We start from the raw sequence: 24,207 nt of genomic DNA, 5'->3' as shown, positions 1-24,207 counted from the left end.
GGTTCAATTGGGGTTGGCGGGCCGGTGATCGACCACTTTCTGCTCCTTCAGCTCCTTGCCGACTCCCTGGAGCTGGCGGATCTCGTCCCAGGAGTGGAAGACGATTTCATTCGGGGTGAACTCGACCGCCTGGCCGAAGCGGCTGCTGATCCGCTGCTTGAGCACGCCGCGGTCGCAACCGTTCGAAGGCGCGGCATGGACGAGCACGAGATCGCTCTCCAGCGGGTCGTCGTTGCGCTTCTTGAGCTCGATCTGCCAAGCCCCGAGCCCTTCGGTATCGTCCAGGAGATTTTCCAGCGCATTGAAGTCCACCAGCGTGCCCTTGAGCTTACCGATGTTCATGCGGCGGATGTCGGAGACCCGCGAGATTTTGCCTAACAGCCGCGGACAAGTCCGGCCGCAGCAAGGGCAGGGCTCGTAGGTGATCCCGCCCTCGATGAGATCGCCGGTGCGGTAGCGGATCACGACGGTGCCGCGGGCATCCAGCGGCGTGCAGACGATCTCCCCGGGCTGGCCGTCCGGAACGCGCTCGCCGGTCTCGGGGTCGATGACCTCGAGGTAGGTGAGGTCCGGATAGATGTGGTAGCCCGTGGGCCCGCCGCCCGCTTCCGGCATGCACTCGGTCCAAGCGATCTTGGCCTCGGTGAAGCCGTAGGTGGCCATGATCGCCACATCGGGCGAGCCGATCTCCGCGCTCAGTGCCGCGAGCTTCGTCCGCATGCCCGCAGGAACTTTCTCTCCGCCGAGCACGATCCGCTTGAGGTTGGTCCACTTCTGCTTCTCCGCCAAGGCCTGCTGGAGCAGATGATAGAGGAAGGTCGGCATCGCGATGATCGCGTCCGGCTGGATCTTGGTGATCAGTCGCAGGTTGCCATCGGTCCCGAGGGTCTTGCCGCCGCCGGTGGAGAGCATGAAGGTGTTGAAGCCGGTGCCCGCATGATGGGCCAACCAGAAGGCCAGGTGCGGCGCAAAGGGGAAGGCATTGATGTGCCGCCACGCCGGGTCGGACTTGCACAGCTCCATCATCCGGCGGCCGCCTTCCTCCAGATTGGCGATGTCGTACTTCGAGTAGAGGAAAGGCACCGGTGCCGCCGAGCGCCCGGTGGTGCTGGTGAGAAGGATCGGCCGCATCTCCTCTTCCAGCATCCGCTTGGTCGCGGCGGGACCATGGGTCAGCGCGTAGCGGACCGTGGACCACTGGTGCTTGATCGCGCTCTCATCCGGGATGATCACGAAGTCCCGCGGATTCTCTAACAAGCTCTTCGAAGTGAAGGGCAGCTTCTGCAGGTCATCCACGCCGCGGATGTCTCCGGACTCGATCCCGAGATCGCGGAAGAGCTTCGAGTAGTAGGCCGTGAAGGGCACCACGCGGTCGTGGAGGAGCTGCCTCAACAGCACATCCTGGCGGTGGCCCATTTCGTCACGCGACGTCGTGGCCCACCATGGGTCGGAAAGGCGGGATTTCATGGTTTTGGCTTTTGAAATCGGGGCGCAGCATGGCGCGGATCTCGTCGAGGTGGTCGGTGGCGACCTTGCGGCCGGCATCGATGAAGCGGCGGAAACCGGAGTAGTCGTGCCAAGGCGCGAAGTAGTGCTCGGGGCGCAGGCAGAAGTCGGCGCGCTTGCAGGCCTCGTGGGCGAGGCGGATCTGCGCGGCGCGGATGCTCTGGCGGAAGGTGTCGATCATGTTGCCCTTGGCGAGCAGGTTGAGATTGCCGTTGAGGCTGCTGCCGAATCGGCTCAGGAGACCGCGCGGCGGAGGATCATCAAGGCGGCACAGGCCCTCGTCCACGTCTTGGAAGGTTGGCACGACCGAGATCGCCAGCACGCGATCGACATCGGAAAATTTGTGCAGCACCCCGACCGGCACCGGATCGATCACCCCGCCATCCACGCAGCGGCGGCCATTGATGACCACCGGGGCGATGATGCCGGGCATCGCGCAGGAAGCGTGGATCGCATCGGCGATGCGACCGCGGCGGAAGACGATGCGTTCCTTGGTGTCGATATCGACGGCGACCGCGAAGAGCCTGCGTTCCAGATCCTCGAAGCAGAGGTCGCCGAGCGAACGCTCCAGATGCGCGCGCGCCTTCAGACCGTGGAAGAGACCCTTCATCGGCGGGAGCATCGGGTCGGCGAGCTTCCAAAGCTGGCGGCGGTCGTGCATTTCCGCCGCGAGTTCTTCTAGCGCCGAGCCGGAAAATCCCGCCGCCCACAGGGCACCGATGTAGGCACCCATGCTGGAGCCGGCGATGGCGTGAACCTCGATCTGGTTCTCCTCAAGGACTTGCAGCACGCCGACATGCGCGAGCCCGCGCGCGCCGCCTGAGGAAAGGGCCAGTCCCAGCTTCGGCACGGGAGCATCGTCCAAGGGACGTTCCCGCCGGTGGTGGCGAGGGTCGCCGCGGAAGAAGCGCAGGATATTGCCGAGCATCCGGAGGGTTTCCTTTCCAGTTGTCGGGCCGGGATCATCCCGGTCCGCCTAACAGTAGGCGGAGTCGCAGCGAATGCAAATGGCTGCGAAAAAATACGAGCCTATGGGATTTGAAACGGAAATTCCGAATGCCAAATGGCTTGAGAAAAGGAATCCAAGCTAACGCCCAACACCGCACCTCATCCCATTCCCGAACCCACTCCATTCGGAATTCGGGAATTCGACATTCGTCATTACAGCGTGATCTGTGCCCCCAGCTCCACCACCCGCCCCGGAGGCAGCCTGAAGTAAGCCGTGGCCGGCGAGGCGTTCCGCGCCATGATCGCGAAAAGGGCGAGCCGGATACGATCCAGCGCACTGGCATTCTTGCCCACACCGTAGGTCTCGCGACCGAGGAAATAGGTCGCCTTGCCAGGATTGAATTTCACGGCATCGCCCAGCCGGTTCTTCAAGGCATCCGGCACGTCGGGCGTGTCCGCGAAGCCGAAATTGAGGGTCACGCGGTGGACGCCCTCGCCGAGGTCGAAATGCTCGGCGGGTTCCGTGCGGTCGACACGCGGCTGATCGAGGGTGTGGACGTGGAGCAGCACGACCTTCTCGTGGAGCACCTGGTTGTGCTTGAGATTGTGGAGCAGCGCGGTGGGTACGGTGTCGCCGCGGCCGCTCATGTAAACCGCGGTGCCGTGGACGCGGTGGATCGAGCCGCGCTTGAGGTCCGCCAGCAGTGCCGCCACCGGCAGCGCCTCGCGGGAGAGGCGCTTGTAGAGCCGGGCGCGGCCCCAGAGCCAGGTCATCATCAGGCCCATCGCGGCACCCGCCACGACCAGGGGCAGCCAGCCGCCGTGCAGGATTTTGAGCGAATTCGCTGCGAGGAAGGGCAGCTCGAACAAGAGGAACACTGCGGTGACGCTGCCGGCCTTCGCCGTCGACCAACCCCACGCCGTCCGGGCCGCCGAGTAGAAGAGGAAGGACGTGATCGTCATCGTCAGGATGATGGCGATGCCGTAAGCGCCGGCGAGGGCGGCGGAACTCTTGAAGGTGATCACCAGCACGATGCAGGCGACCATCAGGAAGCGGTTGACGGCGGGCACATAGACCTGCCCGGCGGAATGCTCGGAGGTATAGCGGATCTTGACCCGCGGCAGACAGCCGAGTTGCACCGCCTGGGTGGTCAGCGAGAACGCCCCGGAAATCAGCGCCTGGCTGGCGATCGCCGCAGCGGCAGTGGCGAGGATGGTCAGCGGGAAACGCAGGGCTTCCGGCGCGAGCAAGAAGAAGGGCGCGTGCAGGGCTTCAGGCTCGTAGCTGAGAAGCGCTGCCTGGCCGAGGTAGTTCAGCACCAGCCCGGGTAGCACCAAGGAGAACCAGCCGACCCGGATCGGCCGGGTGCCGAAGTGGCCCAAGTCCGCATAGAGGGCCTCACCCCCCGTGACGGAAAGGAAGACGGCGGCCAGCAGCGGGAAGGCATGCTGCCACTCCCGCACCAGGAAGGTGATGCCGGAGGAAGGAGTGAGGGCCATGAGAACCTCCGGGTGGGCGATGATTCCGCGTAGCCCCAGTGCCCCCAGCGTGAAGAACCACAGCAGCACGATCGGGCCGAAAAGAATGCCCACCCGTCCGGTCCCATGGCGCTGGATGGCGAACATCCCGATCAGGATGATCACCGCCAGCGGGACGACGTAGTGCGCCAGTGTCGGCGCACTGACCGAAAGACCTTCCACGGCGGAAAGCACTGAAATCGAGGGCGTGATCATGCCGTCTGCATAGATCAGCGAGGAGCCGGCCAGCCCGAGAATCAGGACCGCCTTGGGATCCTTGCCGCCCAGCCGCCGCGCCCCCGAGCGGATCAGCGCGGAAAGCGCGAGAATCCCGCCCTCGCCGCGATTATCCAGCCTCAGGATCATCAGGACATATTTGACCGAGACCACCAGGATCAGCGACCACACGATCAGCGAGGCAGCCCCGACCAAGTTCAACTGGGTCAGGGGAGTGGGGCTCGACCCGTGCTGCGCAAAGCACTCGCGGAAGGCGTAGAGCGGGCTGGTGCCGATGTCGCCGAAAACGATTCCGAGGGCCGCCAGCGTGGCGGCGGCAATGCCGGGTTGGCGGCCTGCATGGCCGTCGGAAGGACTGTTCATCGTCGCGGACGGATCGTCCGCCCCGCTTTCCAATCACCCCGCGCCTCCCCTGACCAGCGAAAAGCCCTACCGCGGAATTGCAGATTAGGCTTGATATCCCAATGGAGACCCCAAGTCGGGGCGCACTTTCCCTGCCGCGGAATCCCCGCTGGACGCTGGCCTCCGGGACCGTTAAACGCGGCCCGTCATGGCCAAGAAACCGGTGGTGCTTATCATTCGCGACGGCTGGGGTGTGAACCCCGGGGGAAAGGAAACCGCCAGGAAGGACGGCAATGCCACCCTTCTGGCCAAGACGCCCTACCACGACGTGATGCTGGAGCAGTATCCGAAGGGCCTCGTCAGCGCCTCCGGCCTGGATGTCGGCCTGCCTCCCGGGCAGATGGGGAACTCCGAGGTCGGCCACCTCAATCTCGGTGCCGGGCGGGTGGTCTATCAGGATCTCACGCGGATCAACAAGGCGATCGAGGAAGGCACCCTGGCCACCAACAAGGTCTTCAAGAAGGCCCTCGCGACCGCCAAGGGCAAGCGCCTCCACTTCATCGGCCTGCTCTCGGATGGCGGCGTGCACTCCCACCAGGACCACCTGATCGCGATGGTCGCGATGGCCAAGGCGGCGGGGGTGGATGACATCCTCGTCCACGCGATCACCGATGGCCGCGACACCTCGCCGACCGGCGGGGTGCAGTATGTCTCGAAGGTCGAGGACGAGATCGCCAAGTATGGCGCGCGCATCGCCACGATCACCGGGCGCTACTACGCGATGGACCGCGACAAGCGCTGGGACCGCACCAAGCTGGCCTGGGACGCGATCGTCCACGGCATCGGCGAGGCCAAGGACGTGCTGCCCTCCGAGGCGGTCGCGGAGAAATACGAGGAGGGCAAGACGGATGAATTCCTGCTGCCCATGGTCTTCATGACGCCCGGCAAAAAGCTGATCCGCGATGGCGACGTGGTGCTGTTCTTCAACTTCCGCGCCGACCGGGTGCGCCAGCTTTCCGAGACCTTCCTGACCGAGGGAGCCTTCACGCACTTCAAAGCCGGCCGCCGTCCGAAGGTCACCTACGTGACCCTCACGGAATACGACAAGAACTACAACTGCGAGGTGATCTTCCGCCCGCAGACCCTCAAGATGGGACTCGGCGAAACCGCGGCGAAGGCCAAGAAGACGCAGCTCCGCATCGCCGAGACCGAGAAGTATCCGCACGTCACCTACTTCTTCAACGGCGGGATCGAGAAGCCGAACAAGGGCGAGGACCGCGGGATCGTGCAATCGCCGAAGGACGTGGCCACCTACGACCTCAAGCCGGAGATGAGCGCGGATGAGGTGACCGCCATGGTGCTGGCCAAGCTGAAGGACTACAACCTGGTCATCATCAACTTCGCCAACCCGGACATGGTCGGCCACACCGGCGTGGTGGAGGCCGCCATGAAGGCCTGCGAGAAGATCGATGCCTGCTGCGAGGCCGTCGTGACCGAGACCCTGCGCCTCGGCGGCAAGCTGCTCCTCACCGCGGACCACGGGAACTGCGAATACATGATCAACCCCGACGGCTCGCCGAACACCGCGCACACCACGAATCTGGTGCACCTGATCTACGTCGCCGCCGACTCCGCGAAGTTCACCGTGAAGGACGGCATCCTGGCAGACGTCGCGCCGACCCTCCTGGAGATGATGGGCCTGCCGAAGCCGAAGGAGATGACGGGGACTTCGCTGCTCAAGAAGAAGTAGCCGGGCTGTCCGATCCGTCCGACACCCTTAGGGGAGTGAGACGGATCGGACAAAAAGGTGGTCCGCACAGTCCTCTGTGCGGCCGAACTGTTCCCGGCAGCCCGCCGGGAGAATGGGCATCGCGCTGTGGTGACCGGAAGGGGAGGAGAGTAAGAATCGTTTCCCTTTCCTCCCTGCCTGTCCGATCCGTCTCATCCCCCTAAGGCGGTAGGACGGATCGGACGACCTACATCACCTCGCTCACGAAGACCGGTGGCTCATCCGCGCTGTCGCCGGTCCGCATTCCCGTGAGGGTCTGGTAGAGGGCGCTGGCGGGGGTGAGCAGGGTGACCTCGCGGCCTTCCCATTCGACCGCCACGCCGCCGGCCGCGGGCACGAGGAGATACCAGGCGCTTTCCCCGCGTAGATCGACTTCCACCAAGGCCCCAGCGTCGATCTCGTCTTCCATGCCGAATTCCGGGAGCGAGAGCTTCTCGAAAGTCTCCAGATCCTGCGCGAGTTCCTCGACATGGCGGGCTTGGCCGGCCGCCAGGTAGGAGGCTTCCAGGCTGCGCGTGTCGTATTTGCTCTCCGCCTTGCTGCCAGGGTCGGTGGCCGCGGCATGGGCATCGCGGGCGGCGCGGGTTAGGCGGTCGAAGCGCGCGCGGAGTTCGGCACGGATGACAGCGAGCAGGCGGTCCTTCGGATTCATCGGGCGCGAAGCCTTGCGCGGCAGGGCGGGGGAGGCAAGGTTGGAGAAATGCTCACCGTCTACGCATACAAGGGCTGCGATACCTGCCAGAAGGCGCTCAAGTGGCTCCAGAACCGCGGCGTGCCGCACGAGGTGAAGGCGATCCGCGAGACCCCGCCTACCGCGGAGGAGATCCTGGTGGCGGTGGACGCCTTCAAGGGAGACCTCCGACCGCTCTTCAACACCGCCGGCAGCGACTACCGGGAGCTGAAGCTCAAGGACAAGCTGCCAAGCATGACGACCCGCGAGGCGGTGGACCTGCTGACGGGGAACGGGAATCTGGTGAAGCGGCCCTTCGTGATCGGGGATGGCGTGGTGCTGGCGGGATTCAAGGAGGCGGAATGGGAAGAGAAGCTGGGGAAAGGCAAATGACGAATGTCGAATTCCCGAATGTCGAATGAAGTGTGATGAAGAGAGATTGACCGGGTCATTCGTCATTCTGCCGCTGCATCTCCTTGCGCCGCGGGAATAGCGTGCTCATCTTCTACCTCGGGTTGGAGTGCCGCAAATGAGATCGGATTTTACACGGCGGGGGTTCCTGGCCACTGCCACGCAGGGGGCCTTGCTTGGAGCGGGGGGGCTTGAGTTTTTATCGCGGCTGCCCTCGGTTTCCGCGGCGGAGGCGCAGATGAATCCCTCGATGGTCAGCTTCCGTCCCGAGATCGAGCCGCTGGTCCGCCTGCTGGAAGACACTCCGCGCGAGCGGCTTTTGGAGGAAGTGGCCGACCGCATCCGCAAGGGCACGACCCACAACGAGGTCCTCGCCGCGCTTTTGCTCGCCGGGATCCGCAATATCCAGCCAAGGCCGGTGGGCTTCAAATTCCATGCGGTGCTGGTCGTCAATTCGGCCCATCTGGCGAGCCTGAACTCGCCGGACGGCGACCGTTGGCTGCCGGTTTTCTGGGCGCTGGATCAATTCAAGTCATCCCAGGAGCGCGACAAGAAAGAGGGCGACTGGACCATGGAAGCGGTCTTCGAGCCTTCCGTGCCGCCCACCGACCGCGCGGTGGGCTGTTTCCGCAAAGGGATGGACGCGTGGGATGTCGGCTGCGCGGACACCGCGGCGGCCAGCCTGGCTCGTGGCGCGGGTTCGCAAGCGGCCTTCGACCTTTTCTGCCGCTACGGTGCGCGCGACTACCGCGACATCGGCCACAAGGCGATCTACGTTTCGAACAGTTGGCGGCTGCTCCAGACCATCGGCTGGCAGCATGCGGAGCCGGTGCTGCGCTCGCTGTCCTACGCGCTGCTCGCTTTCGACGGCGCGAATCCGGCGGAGCGCGATGCCCTCGCCGACCGTCCGGGGCGCAAGAACCAGGAGCGGCTCAAGGAGCTCCGCATGACTTGGAACGGTGGGGAGAACAAGCCCTCCAGCGTGGCGGAATTGCTCGCCGTCCTGCGCTCCGGGTCATGGGACGAGGCCTCCGCGAAGGTGGTCGCGCTGATCAATGCGGGCAGCAGTCCACAGCCGGTGTGGGATGCGATGTTCCAGCACGCCGCCGAACTGTTGATGCGCGCGCCGGGGATCATCGCGCTGCACGCCTGCACGACCACGAATGCCCTCCACTACGCCTTCCTCCACGCATCCGACGACGAGACGCGGCGCTTCCTGATGCTTCAGAATGCCTCCTTCCTGACCCTGTTCCGTGCCGATGCCGGCGTGGAGGGCGGGGTCGAGATCGATACCTTCGAGGCCCTGCCGGGCGAGTCCAAAGGGGTCGCCGCCGTGGACGAGATCTTCGCCGGTCTGGCTTCCGACAAGCTGAGCGCCGCCCGCCGTGCGCTCGACTTCCTCGATGCCGGCGGGGATCCCAAGCAGTTCACGGATGCCGCCCAGCGCTTGATCTATCTCAAGGGCACGGACTCCCATGACTACAAGTTCAGCAGCGCCATCATCGAGGACTACAAGGCGCTCTCGCCCGCCTACCGCAACCGCTTCCTGGCGGCCAGCACGCATTGGCTGAAGGGCTCGTCCTGCGCGGACAGCCCCTTGGTGGCGCGGAGCCGCGCGGCGCTGACCTGAGCTAGGTCAGCGGCAGGTGCACTGAAAACGCTGCACCCTTTCCGTCGCCGCTCTCCACGGTGATCGTGCCGTGGTGGGCCTCGACGATTGCCTTGGAGATCGCGAGGCCGAGTCCGATGCGCCCGGCGGTTCCGGTGCGCGCGGTGTCCACGCGATAGAAGCGGTCGAAGATGCGCGCGACGTGGTCGGCCGGGATGCCAGGACCATCGTCCGCCACTTCGATCCACACGGCGTGCGTGCCGCCATCGGGAGCGTTTTCCGCCGCCACGCTGACTCTCACCGAGCCGCCCTCGCGGCCGTGGTGGATCGCGTTGCCAACCAGGTTCGTGATCACCTGTCCGAGTGCGCCCGCGTCGCCGCGTACTTCTACCGATTGGAAATCCGTGGTTACCGTCACCTTGCGCCCGGCCGCCACCGGGCGCAGGAGTGCAACGGCCTCCGCCGCCACCGCTGCCAGATCGATGAAGTCCCGGGGCGGGGGCTCCTGGCCCGCATCGAGCCGGGCGAGCTGGAGCAGGGATCCGATCATGCGCCGCATCGATTGCGCGGCCCGTTCACAGGCCTCGATCGCCTCGCGCGAGTCCGCGTCCAGCCCGTCGCCGGCGAGGGCGTTCTGGGCGTGGGTAAGGATCACGGAGACCGGCGTGCGCAGCTCGTGCGCGGCATCCGCGGTGAACCGCGCCTGCTGGGCAAACGAGCCTTCCAGCCGAGCGAAGGTTTCGTTCAGCACCGCTGCCAGCGCTCCGAGTTCGCTTTCCGTTTCCCGCGTCTGAATGCGTCGTGCCAGATCTCCATCGGCGATTTTTCCCGCCGCTTCCTCGATGGCTTGCATCGGGCGCAGTTCCCTGCCCACGAGCCACCAGCCGGCCAGCATCACCGCGGCCCAGATGGCCGCGGCCACGCCCGCGATTTTCAGGCCCAGCCACCGCCAGCCCGCGGCGTCGCGTTCGAGCGAGCGTCCCGCCACCACATAGTCGCCGGGCACGGAATTGATGAACCACGCCCGCAGGTCGGGCCGCGTCGGCAGCATGCCTTCGTGGTCGGTGCCGGGTTTGAAAAGGTCGGCCGGGGCGTTTTCCGATACCTCGTAGGGCAGCGGCTCGCCGTTGCGCCAGATCGCGTAATACATGCCGCGCGCGCGTTGCTCCGGCAGCAGGGCGGCTGCCCCGGGGGGGAGTGAGGTGGCCGCCGGCGTGGGGTCACCCCGGCCATGCATCGCCGCGTCGATCAAAAATGCGGCCCGGTAAATGTCGTTGTCCAAGTCCCGCTTCAGCAGATCCACCCGCACGTTCCATTCCCGCGCGGCCAGCGCGCCGAGCACCATGGCCAGCAGCACGCCGTGCCAAAGCTGGACGCGCCAGCGCAGCGAGCGGAAAAATCGCGGCCAGCGGATCATGCCAGCACGTAGCCGTGGCCACGCCGCGTGGTGATGAATCCGGCACCCAGTTTCTTCCTGAGCTGATAGATGTGCACGTCCATGACGTTGGACATGGTGTCGTCGCTTTCGTCGCCCAAGTGATCGTAGAGCGTCGTGCGGGTCACCACCACCCCTCGATGGCGGGCGAGGTATTCGAGCACCGCATACTCCCGTGCCGTCAGGGTGACCTCCGCTCCGTCGAGGGCGACGGTGCGGGCGGCGGTGTCGAGGGTGACGTGGCCGATCCGGATTACGGTCTGCGCCTCGCGTTTGCCGCGCCGCAGCATCACCCGCAGCCGCGCCTGGAGTTCCGCCACATCGAAGGGCTTGACCAGATAATCGTCCGCGCCGCCGTCCAGCCCGCGCACCCGGTCCGCCGTCGAGTCGCGCGCCGTGAGCATGAGCACCGGTATCGCTTTGCTTTCGCGCAAGAGGGCGAGCACCGCCCAGCCGTCGAGCTGCGGCAGCATCACGTCCAGCACGATGGCGTCATAGTCGATGGTCAGCGCCTGGTGCAGGCCGTCCGCGCCATCGGCTGCTGCATCCACGGCGTAGCCTTGCCTGCGCAGGGCGTGGACGACGCCCGCGCGCAGGTCCGGCTGATCTTCGATGACGAGGATTCTCATTTCCGCCGGAGAGGGGATAAGAGACGCGGCGGGCAATGTCACGTCCGCGCTGTCCGTGGAAAGGTCGGTCATCGTTCCTGTCTAGGCTCGCGCAGATGAATGGGGGATGAAGCCGTAGCGGAAAAAGACAGAGTGCCGAGTGATCAGTGATCAGTGATCAGTGGAAAGGCAGAGAGTTTGCTAGGTTTCGGTGTTCAGTTTTCAGGAAAGGCGAAGAGGGAACCGCCAAGACGCGAAGGACGCCAAGTTCCTGAAGGGGTGTGGAGGGACGAAACGCAACCGGGCGAAGCGAATCGGCCGGCTGGATCCATTCCTTGGCCCTTGGGGGTGATCTACCGTCTGACGGCTATCCGCCGCATCCGCTTGAATCGTCACCGTGGACGCCCTTCATCTTCCATTCATTTTCGGATCTATAGAGAGGGGGCATGCTAGCGTCTCTTTTCACCAACCTCGTCCGCTCGCTGGGCGTGCTGTGCCTGCTGCTGCCCTTCTCCGCGACCACTCAGGCCGCGGTGACGGCGGTGCGCTACTTTCACTTCGGCGATGCCGATCCAGGGATCGAGCCGGGAGATATCGCGATCACCATCAAGGACAGCGCCTCGGCCAATACCCTGACCACCAGCGGCTCCCCGTTGTACACGGGGGAGGCGGCCAATGAGTTCAGCGACCGCGCCGTTCTTTTCAATGGCACCACACAGCGGGCGGCCACGCCCGGCCCGGACACCTTAACGACGGATTTCGGGGTGGAGGCCTGGGTGAAACCCGCGGGCACGGCGGGCAAACAGGTCATCACTTATTGCGGGACGCCGGGGGTGAATGGCTGGGGGCTGATCCAGCAGGCGAACGGGGAGTTCGCGGCGGAGTTCGGCGGCGTGGCCACCCTCGGAGGAGGCGCGGTGGCACCCGGGACCTGGACGCACGTGGCCTTCGTGGTGACGGGCGGGACGGCGACCTTTTATGTGAACGGCGTCCAGGCCGGGCCCGCTGTGGCGACCCCGCCGACGGCACCCGGGCCGGGGTCGGAAATGACCGTCGCGGCGGCCACCGGGCCGATCGATTTCTTCGGCGGTCAGATCGACAAGCTGCGGGTCTTCATCTTCGCGACCGGAGCCTTTGCCGTGGAGGACCTGCTCTACACACCCCCGCTGGCCCTGGCCCTGACCCTGGATGGCACGCACGCCACCGGCTCGTTTCCCCTGAAACACTGGCTCCACCATCCGGAAGCGACCACCGATCTGCTGACCATCCCCTGGGCTCCCGTTTCCGGGGTCGGCACCGTGGGGCAGAACTATTCATTTACCGAAGCGCTCGCGGGGCGGAAATTCTACCGGCTGAACCTGCGGAGTCAGGACCCCTATCTGCCACCGGGGAAGTTCATTATCGTCAACAGTGCCGGTGCCATTGGTTCCAGAAATGTCACCGACCTAAACGCGGCCAATGCCAACCGGTTTGTAGGAAGCCAGTCATCCAGCATCGACGCGAGCGCCTTTGTCGATCCTGCCAACGTGGATGGAGGTGCGGAGGCAATGAAATTCCATTGGATAATCAGGTATCCGGGCCTCGATAGTGATTATACGGCCAAGGGTATGACTGGATACCATAAGCCCGTCCTGAGCGCGATTGGCAATTCCTACGCCACCCAGCCAAATACTCCGTCCCAAAACGGGCCCGGAGTCCATTTTCTGCTTACCGTAAGCTCCAAGCGGACTGGACGGTCCACTACCGTGGACCTGAGGGCGCAGGTCATACAAAGCACCCTCACACTTACAATGTATAACGACTGCCAAACTGCAATGGAAGCCTGTGGTACCTGTATTTGCACGATTGCAGCCGCCCTGCCCGAGGACGAACCAACCGGCGCCCCGGGAAGGCGAGCAGGTTCGTTCTCAGGCAACGTCACGCTCGCTATCGAACGCTCTGTCTTTAGTTCCTTCCGCAGCTTGTGGTGGCTGTACTTGCACGATTGAAGCCGCCCTGCCCGAGAACGAACCCTATAAATGAACCAACGTAATCGGGGCCGCCCTGGCACGCGGCCGGACGGCGTTCTGACGGTTGAGGGGCGAGCTGGTCCTAGCAGCAGTTCGGCGAACTCGGTGGAGAGCCTGAAGTGGTGGGTGCCATTCATCTTCCATTCATTTTCGGATCTATAAAGAGGGGGTATGTCAGCCTCCCTCCTCACGCGATTTCCGGCGCGGTATGGTCCAGCTTTGCGGCCCGACACCCGTCGTTTCAGCATGGCGCTGGCACTTCTGGTCCTCGCGTTTCCGGTCGTATCGTCCGCCGGGACCTACACGGTCAGCAACCATGGGGACACGGTCGAAACCGGCACGCTGCGCTGGGCGATCACTCAGGCGAACTCGAATCCGGGCAGCACGATCACTTTCATCGCGGGCTTGAGCCCCGTCGTCCTGAGCAGCGCGCTGCCGATGATCACCACGGCGGTCACGATTAACGGCGGGGCGGGCACCACCATCAGCGGCAACTATCAGCATCGCGTCTTCTTCGTCGCCACGGCATCGGCCACGGATGCGGTGAAGTTCCAGAACCTCACGATTGCGAATGGCTACGCCAAAGGCGGCGACGGCGGCATTTCGGGCGGTGGCGGCCTAGGCGCGGGCGGGGCCATTTTTGTGAACAAAGGCGCGGTTTCCATCGCGGGGGTCACCCTGTCAGGCAATGCGGCGAGGGGCGGCAATGGCGGCAACCGCTCCACGCGCGACGGCGTCCGAGAGACCGCTGGCGGTGGTGGTGGCGGCGGCCTCGGGGGCAACGGCGGCAGAGGCAGTTATGATGGCGGAGGTGGTGGCGGCGGTTACCAAGGGAATGGCGGTAATTCCATCTCTTCCGGTCCCTATCGGCCGGGAGGAGGAGGTGGTGGCGGAATTTCCGGCAACGGCGGTGACAGCACCGGCGAAAACGGTGGAGGCGGCGGCGGCACGACGGACGGCGGGTCACCTATGGCCGGAACCGGCGGCGGCGCGGGCGCCGAACGGCACGGCAACAACTTCGGAACGGCCGGAGCGGACGGCGGCGGTGGGGGTGGTGCGGCGGGCGATTGGCCCGACGGCCCGCTCGCTAACGGCGGTGCGGGTGGCACTTACGGCGGGGGCGGTGGCGCCGCCCTATGCGGAGGTTATAGCCATTTTGACTCCCCGCCGAATGGCGCCGGCGGTGCTGGCGGTGATTTCGGGGGTGGTGGTGGCGTGGGCAGTCAGGGCAGCCAGTTCAGCGGCCAGTTCAGCACCCGCGCAGGCCCCGGCGGATTCGGCGGTGGTGGCGGCTCGGGCAGCGCTTACATGTCCGACCAAAGAACCGGCAGCCTGGGTGGCTTTGGTGGCTTTGGCGGTGGAGGTGGCGGGACGGCGAACCAAGCTGTGGGACCGGGCGGAGCCTATGGCGGGTCGGGCGGATATGTCAGCTATATCACGGATGGATCCGGCCTCGATGGATCGGCGGGCGGCGGCGGCGGCGCGGCGCTGGGCGGCGCGATCTTCGTGCGCAGTGAGAACGGTGCCTCACTCGAGATCCAGACGCTCACGGAAAGCGGTTCCACAGCGACGGCAGGGCTGGCTGGCTTGTCTCCCGTTGGAGGCCCCAAAGCGTTGGTGACCAAGGCGACGGCCGGCCAGGGGCTGGGAAGCGGCATCTTTCTGCCCACGGGGAACTCGACCTTCTACGGCGGCACGATCGGGGGAGAAATCGCCGGCGTCTCCGGCTCGGTGTTGCGCAAAGTCGGCGGTGGCACCTTGATGATCCTGGGCACGTCGAAATCCGACACCCACATCATGTCCGGCACTGTCAGCATCGGTAACGGCGGCACCACTGGCGCCTTTACCGGGAACGTGACCAACGACACCGCCCTGATCTTCAACCGCTTTGACGCTCTCTCTTACGACGGCAGCGTCAGCGGCATCGGCTCGCTCATCAAACTCGGCGACGGCACGCTCACGCTCACGGGCAACAACTCCTCCACGGGAGGCACCTCGGTTGACGCCGGAGTCCTGGCGCTCTCCGGCGCGGGTGACTCCTCCCGGATTCTCGATACCACGATCAACGCCGGCGGCACGCTTCGCCTGCTCCAGAGCCATCAGATCGGGACCTCGCGCGTCGCGGTCGACGGTGGCACGTTCGACTTCAACGGCCAGACCGATGGCTTCGCGTGGCTCATCATGAAAAACGGCGGCACGGTGAGCGGCGGCGGGATGTTCACGCTCGAGAGCATTGGCAGCCCCCTGCTCACCGCGACTGGCGGCGGGAATGCCGGCACCATCGCCACGCCATTTGGCATCACCTCGCAAAATGGCCTCGGAGGAAATGCCGACCGCACCGTGCAGATCGATGTCGCGGCGGCGACCCGCCTCACCATTTCCGGAACCATCCGTGACACCCTCGAAGACGGGGCCCACGTGGGCAGCGTGAACAAGACCAGCCCCGGCACGCTCCTCCTCACCGGCGACAACACCTACACCGGCGGCACGACAATCTCCGCCGGCACCCTCCAAATCGGGAACGGTGAGAACACCGGCTCGATCACCGGCAACATCATCAATAACGGCGCTCTGATTTTCAACCGCTCCGGCGCTCTCTCTTATGACGGCAGCCTCAGCGGCACCGGCTCGCTGACCAAACTCGGCGACGACACGCTCACACTGACCGGCGCGAATCCCTACACCGGTACCACCACGATCAGCGGCGGCACGGTCGTGGTCGGGGGCACCAACGCGTCTTCCTCCCATGCGATCGCCGCTGGCGCGGTGCTCGAGTTCAATCTCGGCTCCGGAAGCCGCGACCAAGGCGCGGGCACGGTCGTTTCCGGCGGCGGCACCCTGGTCAAGAGCGGAGCCGGCACCGTCTCCTGGGGCGAGGGGGCGACCACCTTCCAGATGGCGTCCGGCTCTCTCATCGACGTGCAGGGCGGCACGCTGATCGGCGGCAGCAACGGCAATGAAGTCTGGAGCGCCAATCTTTCCGATCTGAACGTCGCCGCGGACGCGCGCTTCTGGGGTGCGGAGGCCAACGTGCGAGTGAACGCACTTACCGGCTCGGGAGCCATCCACTCCGGCCTTTCGGGGGCTGGCTACACCACGTTTAGCTTCGGGGTCGGCAATGGCTCCGGCATCTTTGCCGGTGTCCTGGCAGATACGGACACTGTTGCCGGCCAGGTCGGCCATTTCACCAAAACGGGAAACGGCTGGCAGACTCTCACCGGCACCAACACCTACACCGGCGGCACGACGATCGCCGCCGGCACGCTCCAACTCGGCAACAACGGCACGACCGGCTCTATCATCGGGAATGTCATCAACAATAGCACGCTCGCGTTCAACCGTTCGGATTCCTTTGCCTACGCCGGTCTCGTCAGCGGCAGCGGCTCAGTCACCAAGCTCGGTGACGGCACCCTCACCTTCACCACCGCGCAAACCTACACTGGCGGCACGACGATCTCCGCCGGCACGCTCCAACTTGGAAATGGCGGCGTGACCGGGTTGCTTGAGGGGAGCGTGATCAACAACGGCAATCTCACCTTCAACGGCTCCGATTCGGTTACGGTTGCCAATCTCATTAGCGGCACGGGGGCCATTACCAAGCATGGCACCGGCACACTTACTCTCGCCAACAACAATACCTACAGCGGTGCCACCACGATCAGCGGCGGCACGGTCGCGGTCGGGGGCACCAGCAGGTCTTCCGCCTTCGCCATCGCCTCCGGCGCGTTGCTGGAGCTGAACTCGACCTCGGTCGATCGGGACATGTTGGGCTCATCCACGTTCTCCGGCACCGGCACGCTCCGCAAGACCGGAGCGGGCGGCGTGTATTGGGGCGCATCGGCTGCGACCTTTGCCATGGGCAGCGGCGGCCTCATCGACGTGCAGGGCGGCGCGATCTATGGCGGGTCCAATGCCAACGACGTGTGGACGGGAAATCTCGCGGATCTCAACGTCGCCCCGGGCGCGAGGTTTCAAGGCGGTGAGGCCAACGTGCGCGTCGATGCGTTGAGCGGCCCGGGCCGCATCGGCACGGGATCCAGCCATCCCGGCTACCAAAGCTTCACCTTCGGCGTGGACAATGGCTCGGGCAGCTTCTCCGGAGTGCTGGCCGATGACGCGAGCCATGCGGGCAATTTCACGAAAGCGGGCACGGGCACGCAGATCCTCAGTGGCGCGAATACCTACACCGGCACCACCATGATCAGCAAGGGCACGCTCGCTTTCACCGGCAGCATGACCGGCACCGGCGCGCTCACTGTCGGCAGCGGCGGCACCTTGGCCGGGACCTCCACGCTATCCATGCCGGTCACTGTGCAAAGCGATGGCACGATTGCTCCCGGCAACAACGGCGCGGGAACTCTGGCCCTGTCCGGCGCGGTCAGCCTGAGCAGCGGCTGCAAGCTCAACTTCGAGCTCGGCACCCTCTCCGACAAGCTCGCCCTCAACGGCAGCTACACCCCTCCTGCCGGTGGCGCGGTCATCGTGAACGCGGCCGCGCTCGCCGGATTCGGGGATGGCACCTATCCGCTCATCACCGGAGCGGCCGGGATTAGCGCCGGTAGCTTCAGCCTCGGGGCGATGCCACCCGGACACAGCTACTCCCTGAACGCCGCCGCCGGCACGCTCTCGCTGAACGTGAGTCCTCTTTCCAGTCCTTCCGGCCTCGCGGCGGTGGCGGGCGCGGGCCAAGTATCATTGACGTGGAGTCCTACGGGAAATGCGACCGGCTACAACCTCAAGCGCTCCACCCAAGCTGGCGGTCCCTATACGGTGATCGCTGCAAACGTGCCGGGTCCCGGCCATGCGGACACCGGATTGATGAACGGAACGCGCTATTATTACGTCGTCTCCGCGCTCTACTCCGGAGCGGAAAGCCCCGACTCCGGGGAGGTATCCGCCCTGCCGCTGGCTCCGCTCGGCCCGGCGGAACTGCTCGCCCCGACCCTCGTGCGGGATGGAGATCTGATGCACCTGTCCATTGCGTCGTCATCCTTGGGCCGCAGCTACCAGTTGCAGCGCAGTCTCACGCTCGCCGGAAATTCATGGGAGAACATCGGCGAAGCGATTCCCGGGACCGGCGCGGGACTGACCTTCGATGACAGCCCGCCCGCAGAGGCGGAGCATTGCTTCTTCCGGATCGTGATCCTGCCTTGAGCGGTGCCAATCACCTGCGGAAAAGAAGAACCCCCGGACACTAGAGGGGGGAACCGTTCCAGTGTCCGAGGGTCGTTTCCCTTTTTTGGGGGGCTGTGCTACTATCCCTTACGCAGATGACCATGGCCGATTTTGCCCCGGTTGCCCATGACGTGATCGCGGGAAAATTGAGGATGGCCTCATGGGGCCTGGCGGACTACCCGCAGCCGGTAGAAGCGGTGTTCCAAGGGCGGCGAGGGATCGGTGACGGTGAGCCAGCCGTCGGGAGCGGGCTGGAGGGAGGATTGGGAGGAATTGAAGAGCACGATGGGATTCGACCAATCGCCTAGATCGGCGGTCGCCTCGACCTGATAGACAAGGTTGATGAGCGCGGGATCGTAGCGGAAGCGGAAGCTGGCGCTGCCGCCGGTTCTTGCGAACTCGGGAAGGGCCACCGGTCCGCTGCCGGCACCGAGGGCGTAGCGGACGAGATTCGGGATGCCATCGCCGAAGGGCATGGCGTTCTCACCGGAGATGGCCGGAATGCCGACATCCTCAGGGGAGAATACACCGGCCTGCCAAGTGGCGAAGTGGGTCGGCGCGCCATCGAGGCGGACTTCCATGATCTCCGCGCTGATGTTGCCCTCGCCGAGATCCACGGTGATGGGGACGCGGGTCAGGCGGGCATTCGCCACCAGCGACCAGATGCGGCCGAGGAAGAAGTGCTCGCCCGCATCATCCGGCGTGAAGACCTGGGGCAGGGGATCGACGAGCGCGGTCTGCCAGTCGCTGCCGGGAGGCAAGAGCAGCCCGCCGCGGAAACGGTCGCCGGGTTGGAGCGAGGCCACGTCGAGATAGATCGTCATGCTGGCGGGTGCCCCGGCGAGCACATCCGCGACCAAGGTGCCATTGCCCGCGTTGGCCGCTTGCGCGAAATCGGGCGAGCCGGTCCGCGAGAAGACGAAGGTCGTATTCAGGCCCGCGAACGAATCCGCGTGCAGCACGGTGCGATCGAGCTGCAGCTTCCCGCTTCCGGTCAAGGCACCGGTCCGGCCGTGACCGATGAGCATCGTATCGCTGGCGAAGTTCACCGGGCTGCCGAGATTTCCGCCGAGTTCGAGCTTGCCGGTGTCCACTTGGATCGCGGCCGTGTAGGCGGGGCTATCGCCGGAAAGCTTGAGATAGCCGTCGCCGCTCTTGACCCAGCCGAAGCTGCCGGAGAGCACACCGCTCAGGTCGAGGCGATTGTCGCTGCCGTCCACATGCAGGTCGCTCGGGCCTTGGAAGGTGATGGCGTTGGTTACCGCTGCGTAGTTCTCGCCATCGCCGGGGTCATAGCGCAGAGCGCCGAGTATGCCCGTGCCGGTGCCTTCGCCCACGCCGTTGCCGTTCAGAGACAGCGGGCCGCCGAAAGTATGGATGCGCGGGTCCTCCAAGGTGCTCGCGGAGGTCAAGCGCAATTGACCGCCCGGGCTCACGGTGACCGAGGCGCTCTCCGTCATGGTTGAGGGCTGGCTCACCGCCAGCACGCCCTGGCCGATTACGGTCGGGCCTTCGTAGAGCTTGCCCTCGCCTGTTAGAGAGGCCAGGCCGGGGCCGGTCTTGGTCAATCCGCCGGGGCCGTTCCAGATCGTCCGCAGGCGCAGCGCGCCGAATTCCTCGTTCCCGACGGTGTTGTTCACCTCGATGGTGAGCTGCGAGTCGAGCACGCAGGCGGAAGCGAGTTCGAACTCCGCCCAACCGGTGCCGCTGCCGTTCACGCGAAGCAGGGCATTCCCCTCCGTCGCTTGGAAGTGCAGCGGATTGGCGGCGTTCACGGCCCGGACCCGGTTGCGGAAGGCGGTGTTGCCGTGCTCGAAGCTCAGCTCGCCCACGGTCGTCGCGCCGATCAGGTCGACATTCCGGTCGCCGGTGGGAGCCATGATCCGGGCACGGGCACCGGCCGCATCCGGGAAGGGCGGATTGGTCCAATTGGCATCCAGATTCCAGCTCGCGGTGCCGCCGGGAATGAACTCGGAAACCAGCAGCTCCGGCTGGAAGGCCGCCTCTAACAGCGCGCTCCAGGTCCCGTTGCCGAGCCTGGCGCGGGCCTTCACCGTGATCGCACCCGGCAGCGTGAAGGGCGCGCTGTAGAGGGTGCTGCCTGCGGCCGGATTGCCAGTGCCCGGGTCGATCGGATCGCTGCCATTGGTCGTGTAGTGGATATCGCCTTGCGGCGCGGTGATTGCCAGCGTCTGGGCCGGCGGCAGGATCCCGCCATGCTGGCTGAAGACCGGCGCATCGAGTCCCGGATAAAGGCTGTTCGCCCGCAGTTCCTGGATGATCCCGCGGCTGTCCGTGGTGCTGTTGATGATCGGGATGTGGTAGTTCACCGTGTGGTCGCGCTCGACCAGCCACGAACCCTCGCGGGTGAAATAGACGCCGCCCGGCAGGCCGTAGTTCGGTGCCGGCGGATATTGGTCGGACTCCACGTTATCCAGCGGGAAGGGCTGCTGGACGAGATTGCCGTAGGGCGTCTTCTCCGCGGTGTCGCCCCAGCGGGCGGACTCCGCGACGATCGCCTTGTCGATCTGTGCGGCGATCTCCAGGTAGCGGCTGGTGCTGCCCGGAACACTGAGAGCGCCGCCATCGAGGATATGCTTCTTCACCCGGTCCGCGAAGAGCAGGCGGAACGCGGGGTTTAGCCGCAGGCGCTGGAACAAGTTCCCGGCAGTGGGAACGACGCTGCTCGCATTGTAGCGGTTCCACGAGAACTTGTTCAGGGCGATCTCCTGGTCCCAGACGGTGAAGCGGAACTTGCCATCCCCGCTCACGGCATTGACCGCAGCGTAGCCGTTGTGGTGGGGCCAGTCCTCCGCATCGGCATAGAAGTGGAGGATCATGTAATCGGCGAAGTTCGCCACATCCAGATGGGGCAGGATCGCCTGATAGCCCGCCGGGGTCGAGATCGCATTGTCATTCGCGATCGCCATCAGTTGGTTCCAGCGCGGTCCGGGGATGGCGAAGTCGGCGAATACTTCCCAGTCTTCCGCCTCGCCGCCCAGATGCTCCGCGTAGAAGTCGTCCTCCAGTCGCTCGGTCAAGTCGTGGAGGCCGAAGTAGAGGCCATTCACGTAGAGGTGGACATAGCGGCCGTAGCTGGTCGGCTGGCCCATGTCGCCGAAGCTGCGCTTCATCCAGACATCGCGCATGTACTGCGCGTCGTTCGGGCGGTAGCGCGGCGCATCCCAACTGACGAGGCCCCAGCTATCGCTGAAGCAGGCGCGCAGGACGAGCTTGTTGAACTTGTTGACCGGCGAGTTCGGGAACAGCGGGTAGTCCAGCTTGGGAATGCCGATGGTCGAGCTGAAGGTCAGCCGCAGCGAGTGCTTCTGCATGCGCGCCGGGCGGCGGCTGGCGTTGCCTTGGATCTCCACCTTGCAATCGGCTTGGAAGCCCTCCGTGCCATCGACCGGAAGATACTCGATCGAGCATTCCTTCTCCACCCGGTTGCGCGGGCTGGCATAGATGCCGCCGGGCGGCTCGATGAAATCGGCCATCGGCATGTTGATCGAGACACTGGGAATATCTAACAGCGCATCCCGGATCCCGTGACCGGGAACGGTGTTGTTCACGACCCGCTGGTCCATCTCGTAGTCGGAAGGCACCACCGCGCCCGCATCGGAGTCGAAGCCCCAATTGGCGGGCCAGCCGGGCGGGTTCGCCGGCTGATGCGCCACGTCATCGACGAAAACATAGCTGTGAGTCTGCACCGGTTGCGACAGCCAGCCGCTGCGATAGGCGATCGCCCGCAACTTGCCGGTGGTGCTCATCGCGATATTACCGCCGGGGTAGAATGTGCCGGTGGCGGCGGTGGGCTTCGAACCATCCGTGGTGTAGCGGATCTGCGCCAGCGGGGTGGAGCTGCTTAGCGTGACATCGAAGGGCGCATCGTGAAAGCCGCGCCCTACGGAGAAGACCGGCGGCTCGACCACGCCCTCGTAGCCGCTGCCATTGGCTGCGCCGGGAGTCGGCGGTGAGAAGAAGCGTAGTGCGCCCGTGACGGGATTGCGCCCGTACGAGATATCGGTGAATTGCGCGGGGAAGCCGGGCGTGAAGCGGTCGTCGATGGTGCCGTTCGGGCGGCTCAACGCGAGGTATTCGCCATCGGCCGAAAGGGAGAAGTTCGTGTGGAAATGACCTTGTCCATCCGGCACGCCATTGCCCGATGCGAAGACCACGAGATAAGCTCCCCCCGCGAGGTTGATCGAAGGGAAGGTCCACCTGCCGGGATCAAGCGCGCTATCGGTCAGGCGATAGCCGAGCAGGTTCACCGCCTGCGGGTTCGGGTTGTAGATTTCGATCCAGTCGGACTCGGCTCCGTTGCCGTCGCTCAGGCCCGTGCCATTGCTGGCGGCCACTTCATTGATCCGCAGGGGCAGCGGGGAAGAGGGATGGCTGGCACCGCTATTCGGGTTGGTGCCCTGCGAGATCTCGAAGGAGTCGTCGTAGCCGTCCTCGTCCGTGTCGGTGAGCTTGGGATCGGTGAAGTACTCCAGCACTTCCTCGCCATCGGTTAGCCCGTCGCCATCGGTGTAGGCGCTCAGGGGATTGGTGAAGAGATCCTTGACCTCCAGGCCGTCGCTCAGGTCGTCGTTGTCGCTGTCGGCATCCAGCGGACCGGTGCCGGCTTGGAGTTCTTCCAAATTATCCAGGTTGTCGGCATCGGGATTGCCGGTCGCGATCTCGTCGAGATCCTCGAAATGCAGCAGTTCCCAGCCGTCGTCGAGACCGTCACCGTCCGAGTCGTCGTAGACTTGGAGTGCGAAGATCTTTTCGGCCCAGCCCGAGTTGGCATCGGTGGACCGGATGCGGATCGAGAGCGAGTCGCCATTGTTGTATTCAGCGAGCTGGCGTTCCACCACCAAGGCATTTCCCTGAATCGCGAAGTCGGCATTGTTATCTCCTCCCGCACCATCCGCCAGCGTGTAGGTGAAGCTGTCGCCGGGAGTGGGGTCGGTGGTCGAGAAGCTGCCGACCACGGTGCCCTCCACCGCAGTGCGCGCGACCGAACCGCCCGAGAGCTGGAGATCGGTGGGCCCGTCGGGCGGGGAGACCGCGCGTAGCTCGAAGGCATTCACCCCGAGAAGCTGGAGGTGGGTGCCGGCGGCGGTCGAGTACGGGGTATATCGTACCAAGACATCCTGCCCGGCCTGCGCCACCAGATCGAAATTCACCGTGGAGGGCAGGGTGGCCGGGTCCTGATTGCCGCTGCCCGTGTAGGTTTGAGGAGAGGCCGGAGTGCCGCCCGGGCTGCTATCCGTCATCCGGAAGGGACCGGGGATCGCGGTGTAGCTGCCGCCGCCATTGGTCGAGACTTCCACGGCAAAGGCGGTGAACAAGTTCTCCGTATCGTGGTGATAGGAACGGTAGCTGTAAGGGCCCGCCGGCAGACCGGCGAGGCGGAAGACCATCCGCGTCGGCAATCCCGTGACCCCGTTGTAGTTGCCCCGGCCGCCCTCGGTGGTGCGGGTGTCGATGCCGATGAAGTCGGTCAGCAGGTCGATCTTCTGGCCGGTCCAGATCGCATCGTTCCCGGAAGCCCGGTCGATCATCTGCTTGACCCGGTTGCTGGTCGTATCCGGCCAGGTAACCTGTAGCGAAACCGTGGTGTCGAAAGCGCTGTAAGGGCGCGCCGACGCCAAATCCGCGTTGACCTCGTGACCGGCGTTGTAGGGCTGGTAGCCGCTCTGGTTATGCGGGCCGCCCTCCTGATTGGTCGAATTGAAATCGACCATCAGGTCCGCGCCCGAGGCAGGGCGCAGCACCACGGCGGCAAGAAGCGCCGACAGCAGGGCCGCCGGACGGGAAGCGAAGGGCATCGAGGGTTCGGGTTGGGTTTTGTGACGCCGTGTTACGACAATGTCACATTCCCACCAAAGCCGCTCCTGACCCGGACCGCAAGCTGGAATCTGTCGGACAACTTCGGGTTTTTTGCGCCTCTGAAGGAGGG

At 65.1% G+C, this 24,207-nt stretch carries 12 protein-coding genes; 5 read left to right on the top strand and 7 right to left on the bottom strand.

The genetic code is table 11. From position 1 onward, the window contains the following. Window positions 1–3: 3 nt before the first annotated feature. From ABWK72_RS03760 to ABWK72_RS03750, 3 genes are all read right to left on the bottom strand, one after another. The gene (locus ABWK72_RS03760; RefSeq protein ID WP_367873451.1) at window positions 4–1,467 is read right to left on the bottom strand and encodes a phenylacetate--CoA ligase family protein; all 1,464 of its coding nucleotides are present in this window, start codon (window positions 1,465–1,467) and stop codon (window positions 4–6) included. Beyond that, window positions 1,421–2,434, bottom strand: a complete 1,014-nt coding sequence (locus ABWK72_RS03755) for a patatin-like phospholipase family protein (RefSeq protein WP_367873450.1) — start codon at window positions 2,432–2,434, stop codon at window positions 1,421–1,423. Before ABWK72_RS03755 ends, ABWK72_RS03760 begins: the two co-directional genes overlap by 47 nt. A gap of 233 nt (window positions 2,435–2,667) precedes the next feature. Further along, complete coding sequence (locus ABWK72_RS03750; RefSeq protein ID WP_367873449.1) at window positions 2,668–4,572, bottom strand: potassium transporter Kup; 1,905 nt, start codon at window positions 4,570–4,572, stop codon at window positions 2,668–2,670. Between the two features lie 187 nt (window positions 4,573–4,759). On the opposite strand from ABWK72_RS03750, the gene gpmI reads away from it, so the two are divergent. After that, window positions 4,760–6,301, top strand: coding sequence for a 2,3-bisphosphoglycerate-independent phosphoglycerate mutase (gpmI, locus tag ABWK72_RS03745; RefSeq protein ID WP_367873448.1), 1,542 nt, complete (start codon window positions 4,760–4,762; stop codon window positions 6,299–6,301). Between the two features lie 226 nt (window positions 6,302–6,527). Here the strand turns inward: gpmI and ABWK72_RS03740 are convergent, their stop codons facing one another. After that, a complete protein-coding gene (locus tag ABWK72_RS03740; RefSeq protein WP_367873447.1) occupies window positions 6,528–6,992 on the bottom strand; it encodes a transcription elongation factor GreAB in 465 nt (154 codons plus the stop codon). A gap of 48 nt (window positions 6,993–7,040) precedes the next feature. Here ABWK72_RS03740 and ABWK72_RS03735 point away from each other — a divergent pair, with 48 nt between their 5' ends. Together ABWK72_RS03735 and ABWK72_RS03730 are read left to right on the top strand one after the other, a co-directional pair. Beyond that, window positions 7,041–7,403 carry an arsenate reductase family protein gene (locus tag ABWK72_RS03735; RefSeq protein WP_367873446.1) on the top strand — a complete coding sequence of 121 codons (363 nt, stop codon included), beginning with the start codon at window positions 7,041–7,043 and terminating at the stop codon, window positions 7,401–7,403. Window positions 7,404–7,539: 136 nt separating this feature from the next. Further along, on the top strand, window positions 7,540–9,051 hold the full coding sequence (locus tag ABWK72_RS03730; protein WP_367873445.1) for a hypothetical protein: 1,512 nt from the start codon (window positions 7,540–7,542) through the stop codon (window positions 9,049–9,051). 1 nt (window position 9,052) lies between these two features. On the opposite strand, the gene ABWK72_RS03725 is transcribed toward ABWK72_RS03730, so the two are convergent. Further along, complete coding sequence (locus tag ABWK72_RS03725) at window positions 9,053–10,447, bottom strand: sensor histidine kinase (protein ID WP_367873444.1); 1,395 nt, start codon at window positions 10,445–10,447, stop codon at window positions 9,053–9,055. Further along, window positions 10,444–11,094: a response regulator transcription factor gene (locus ABWK72_RS03720; protein WP_367873443.1), complete on the bottom strand. Its 651-nt coding sequence runs from the start codon at window positions 11,092–11,094 to the stop codon at window positions 10,444–10,446. Before ABWK72_RS03720 ends, ABWK72_RS03725 begins: the two co-directional genes overlap by 4 nt. A 425-nt stretch (window positions 11,095–11,519) precedes the next feature. On the opposite strand from ABWK72_RS03720, the gene ABWK72_RS03715 reads away from it, so the two are divergent. Together ABWK72_RS03715 and ABWK72_RS03710 are read left to right on the top strand one after the other, a co-directional pair. Then, a complete protein-coding gene (locus ABWK72_RS03715) occupies window positions 11,520–13,061 on the top strand; it encodes a LamG domain-containing protein (protein ID WP_367873442.1) in 1,542 nt (513 codons plus the stop codon). Between the two features lie 267 nt (window positions 13,062–13,328). Beyond that, window positions 13,329–18,236 carry an autotransporter-associated beta strand repeat-containing protein gene (locus ABWK72_RS03710; RefSeq protein WP_367873441.1) on the top strand — a complete coding sequence of 1,636 codons (4,908 nt, stop codon included), beginning with the start codon at window positions 13,329–13,331 and terminating at the stop codon, window positions 18,234–18,236. A gap of 179 nt (window positions 18,237–18,415) precedes the next feature. On the opposite strand, the gene ABWK72_RS03705 is transcribed toward ABWK72_RS03710, so the two are convergent. Then, the gene (locus ABWK72_RS03705; protein ID WP_367873440.1) at window positions 18,416–24,076 is read right to left on the bottom strand and encodes an FN3 associated domain-containing protein; all 5,661 of its coding nucleotides are present in this window, start codon (window positions 24,074–24,076) and stop codon (window positions 18,416–18,418) included. Window positions 24,077–24,207: the final 131 nt, after the last annotated feature.

The sequence above is a fragment of the Luteolibacter sp. Populi genome, from assembly GCF_040801775.1.
Taxonomy (GTDB): domain Bacteria; phylum Verrucomicrobiota; class Verrucomicrobiia; order Verrucomicrobiales; family Akkermansiaceae; genus Haloferula.
Note: the sequence above shows the minus strand (reverse complement) of the source record. Positions and strands in the feature narration are given on the sequence as shown.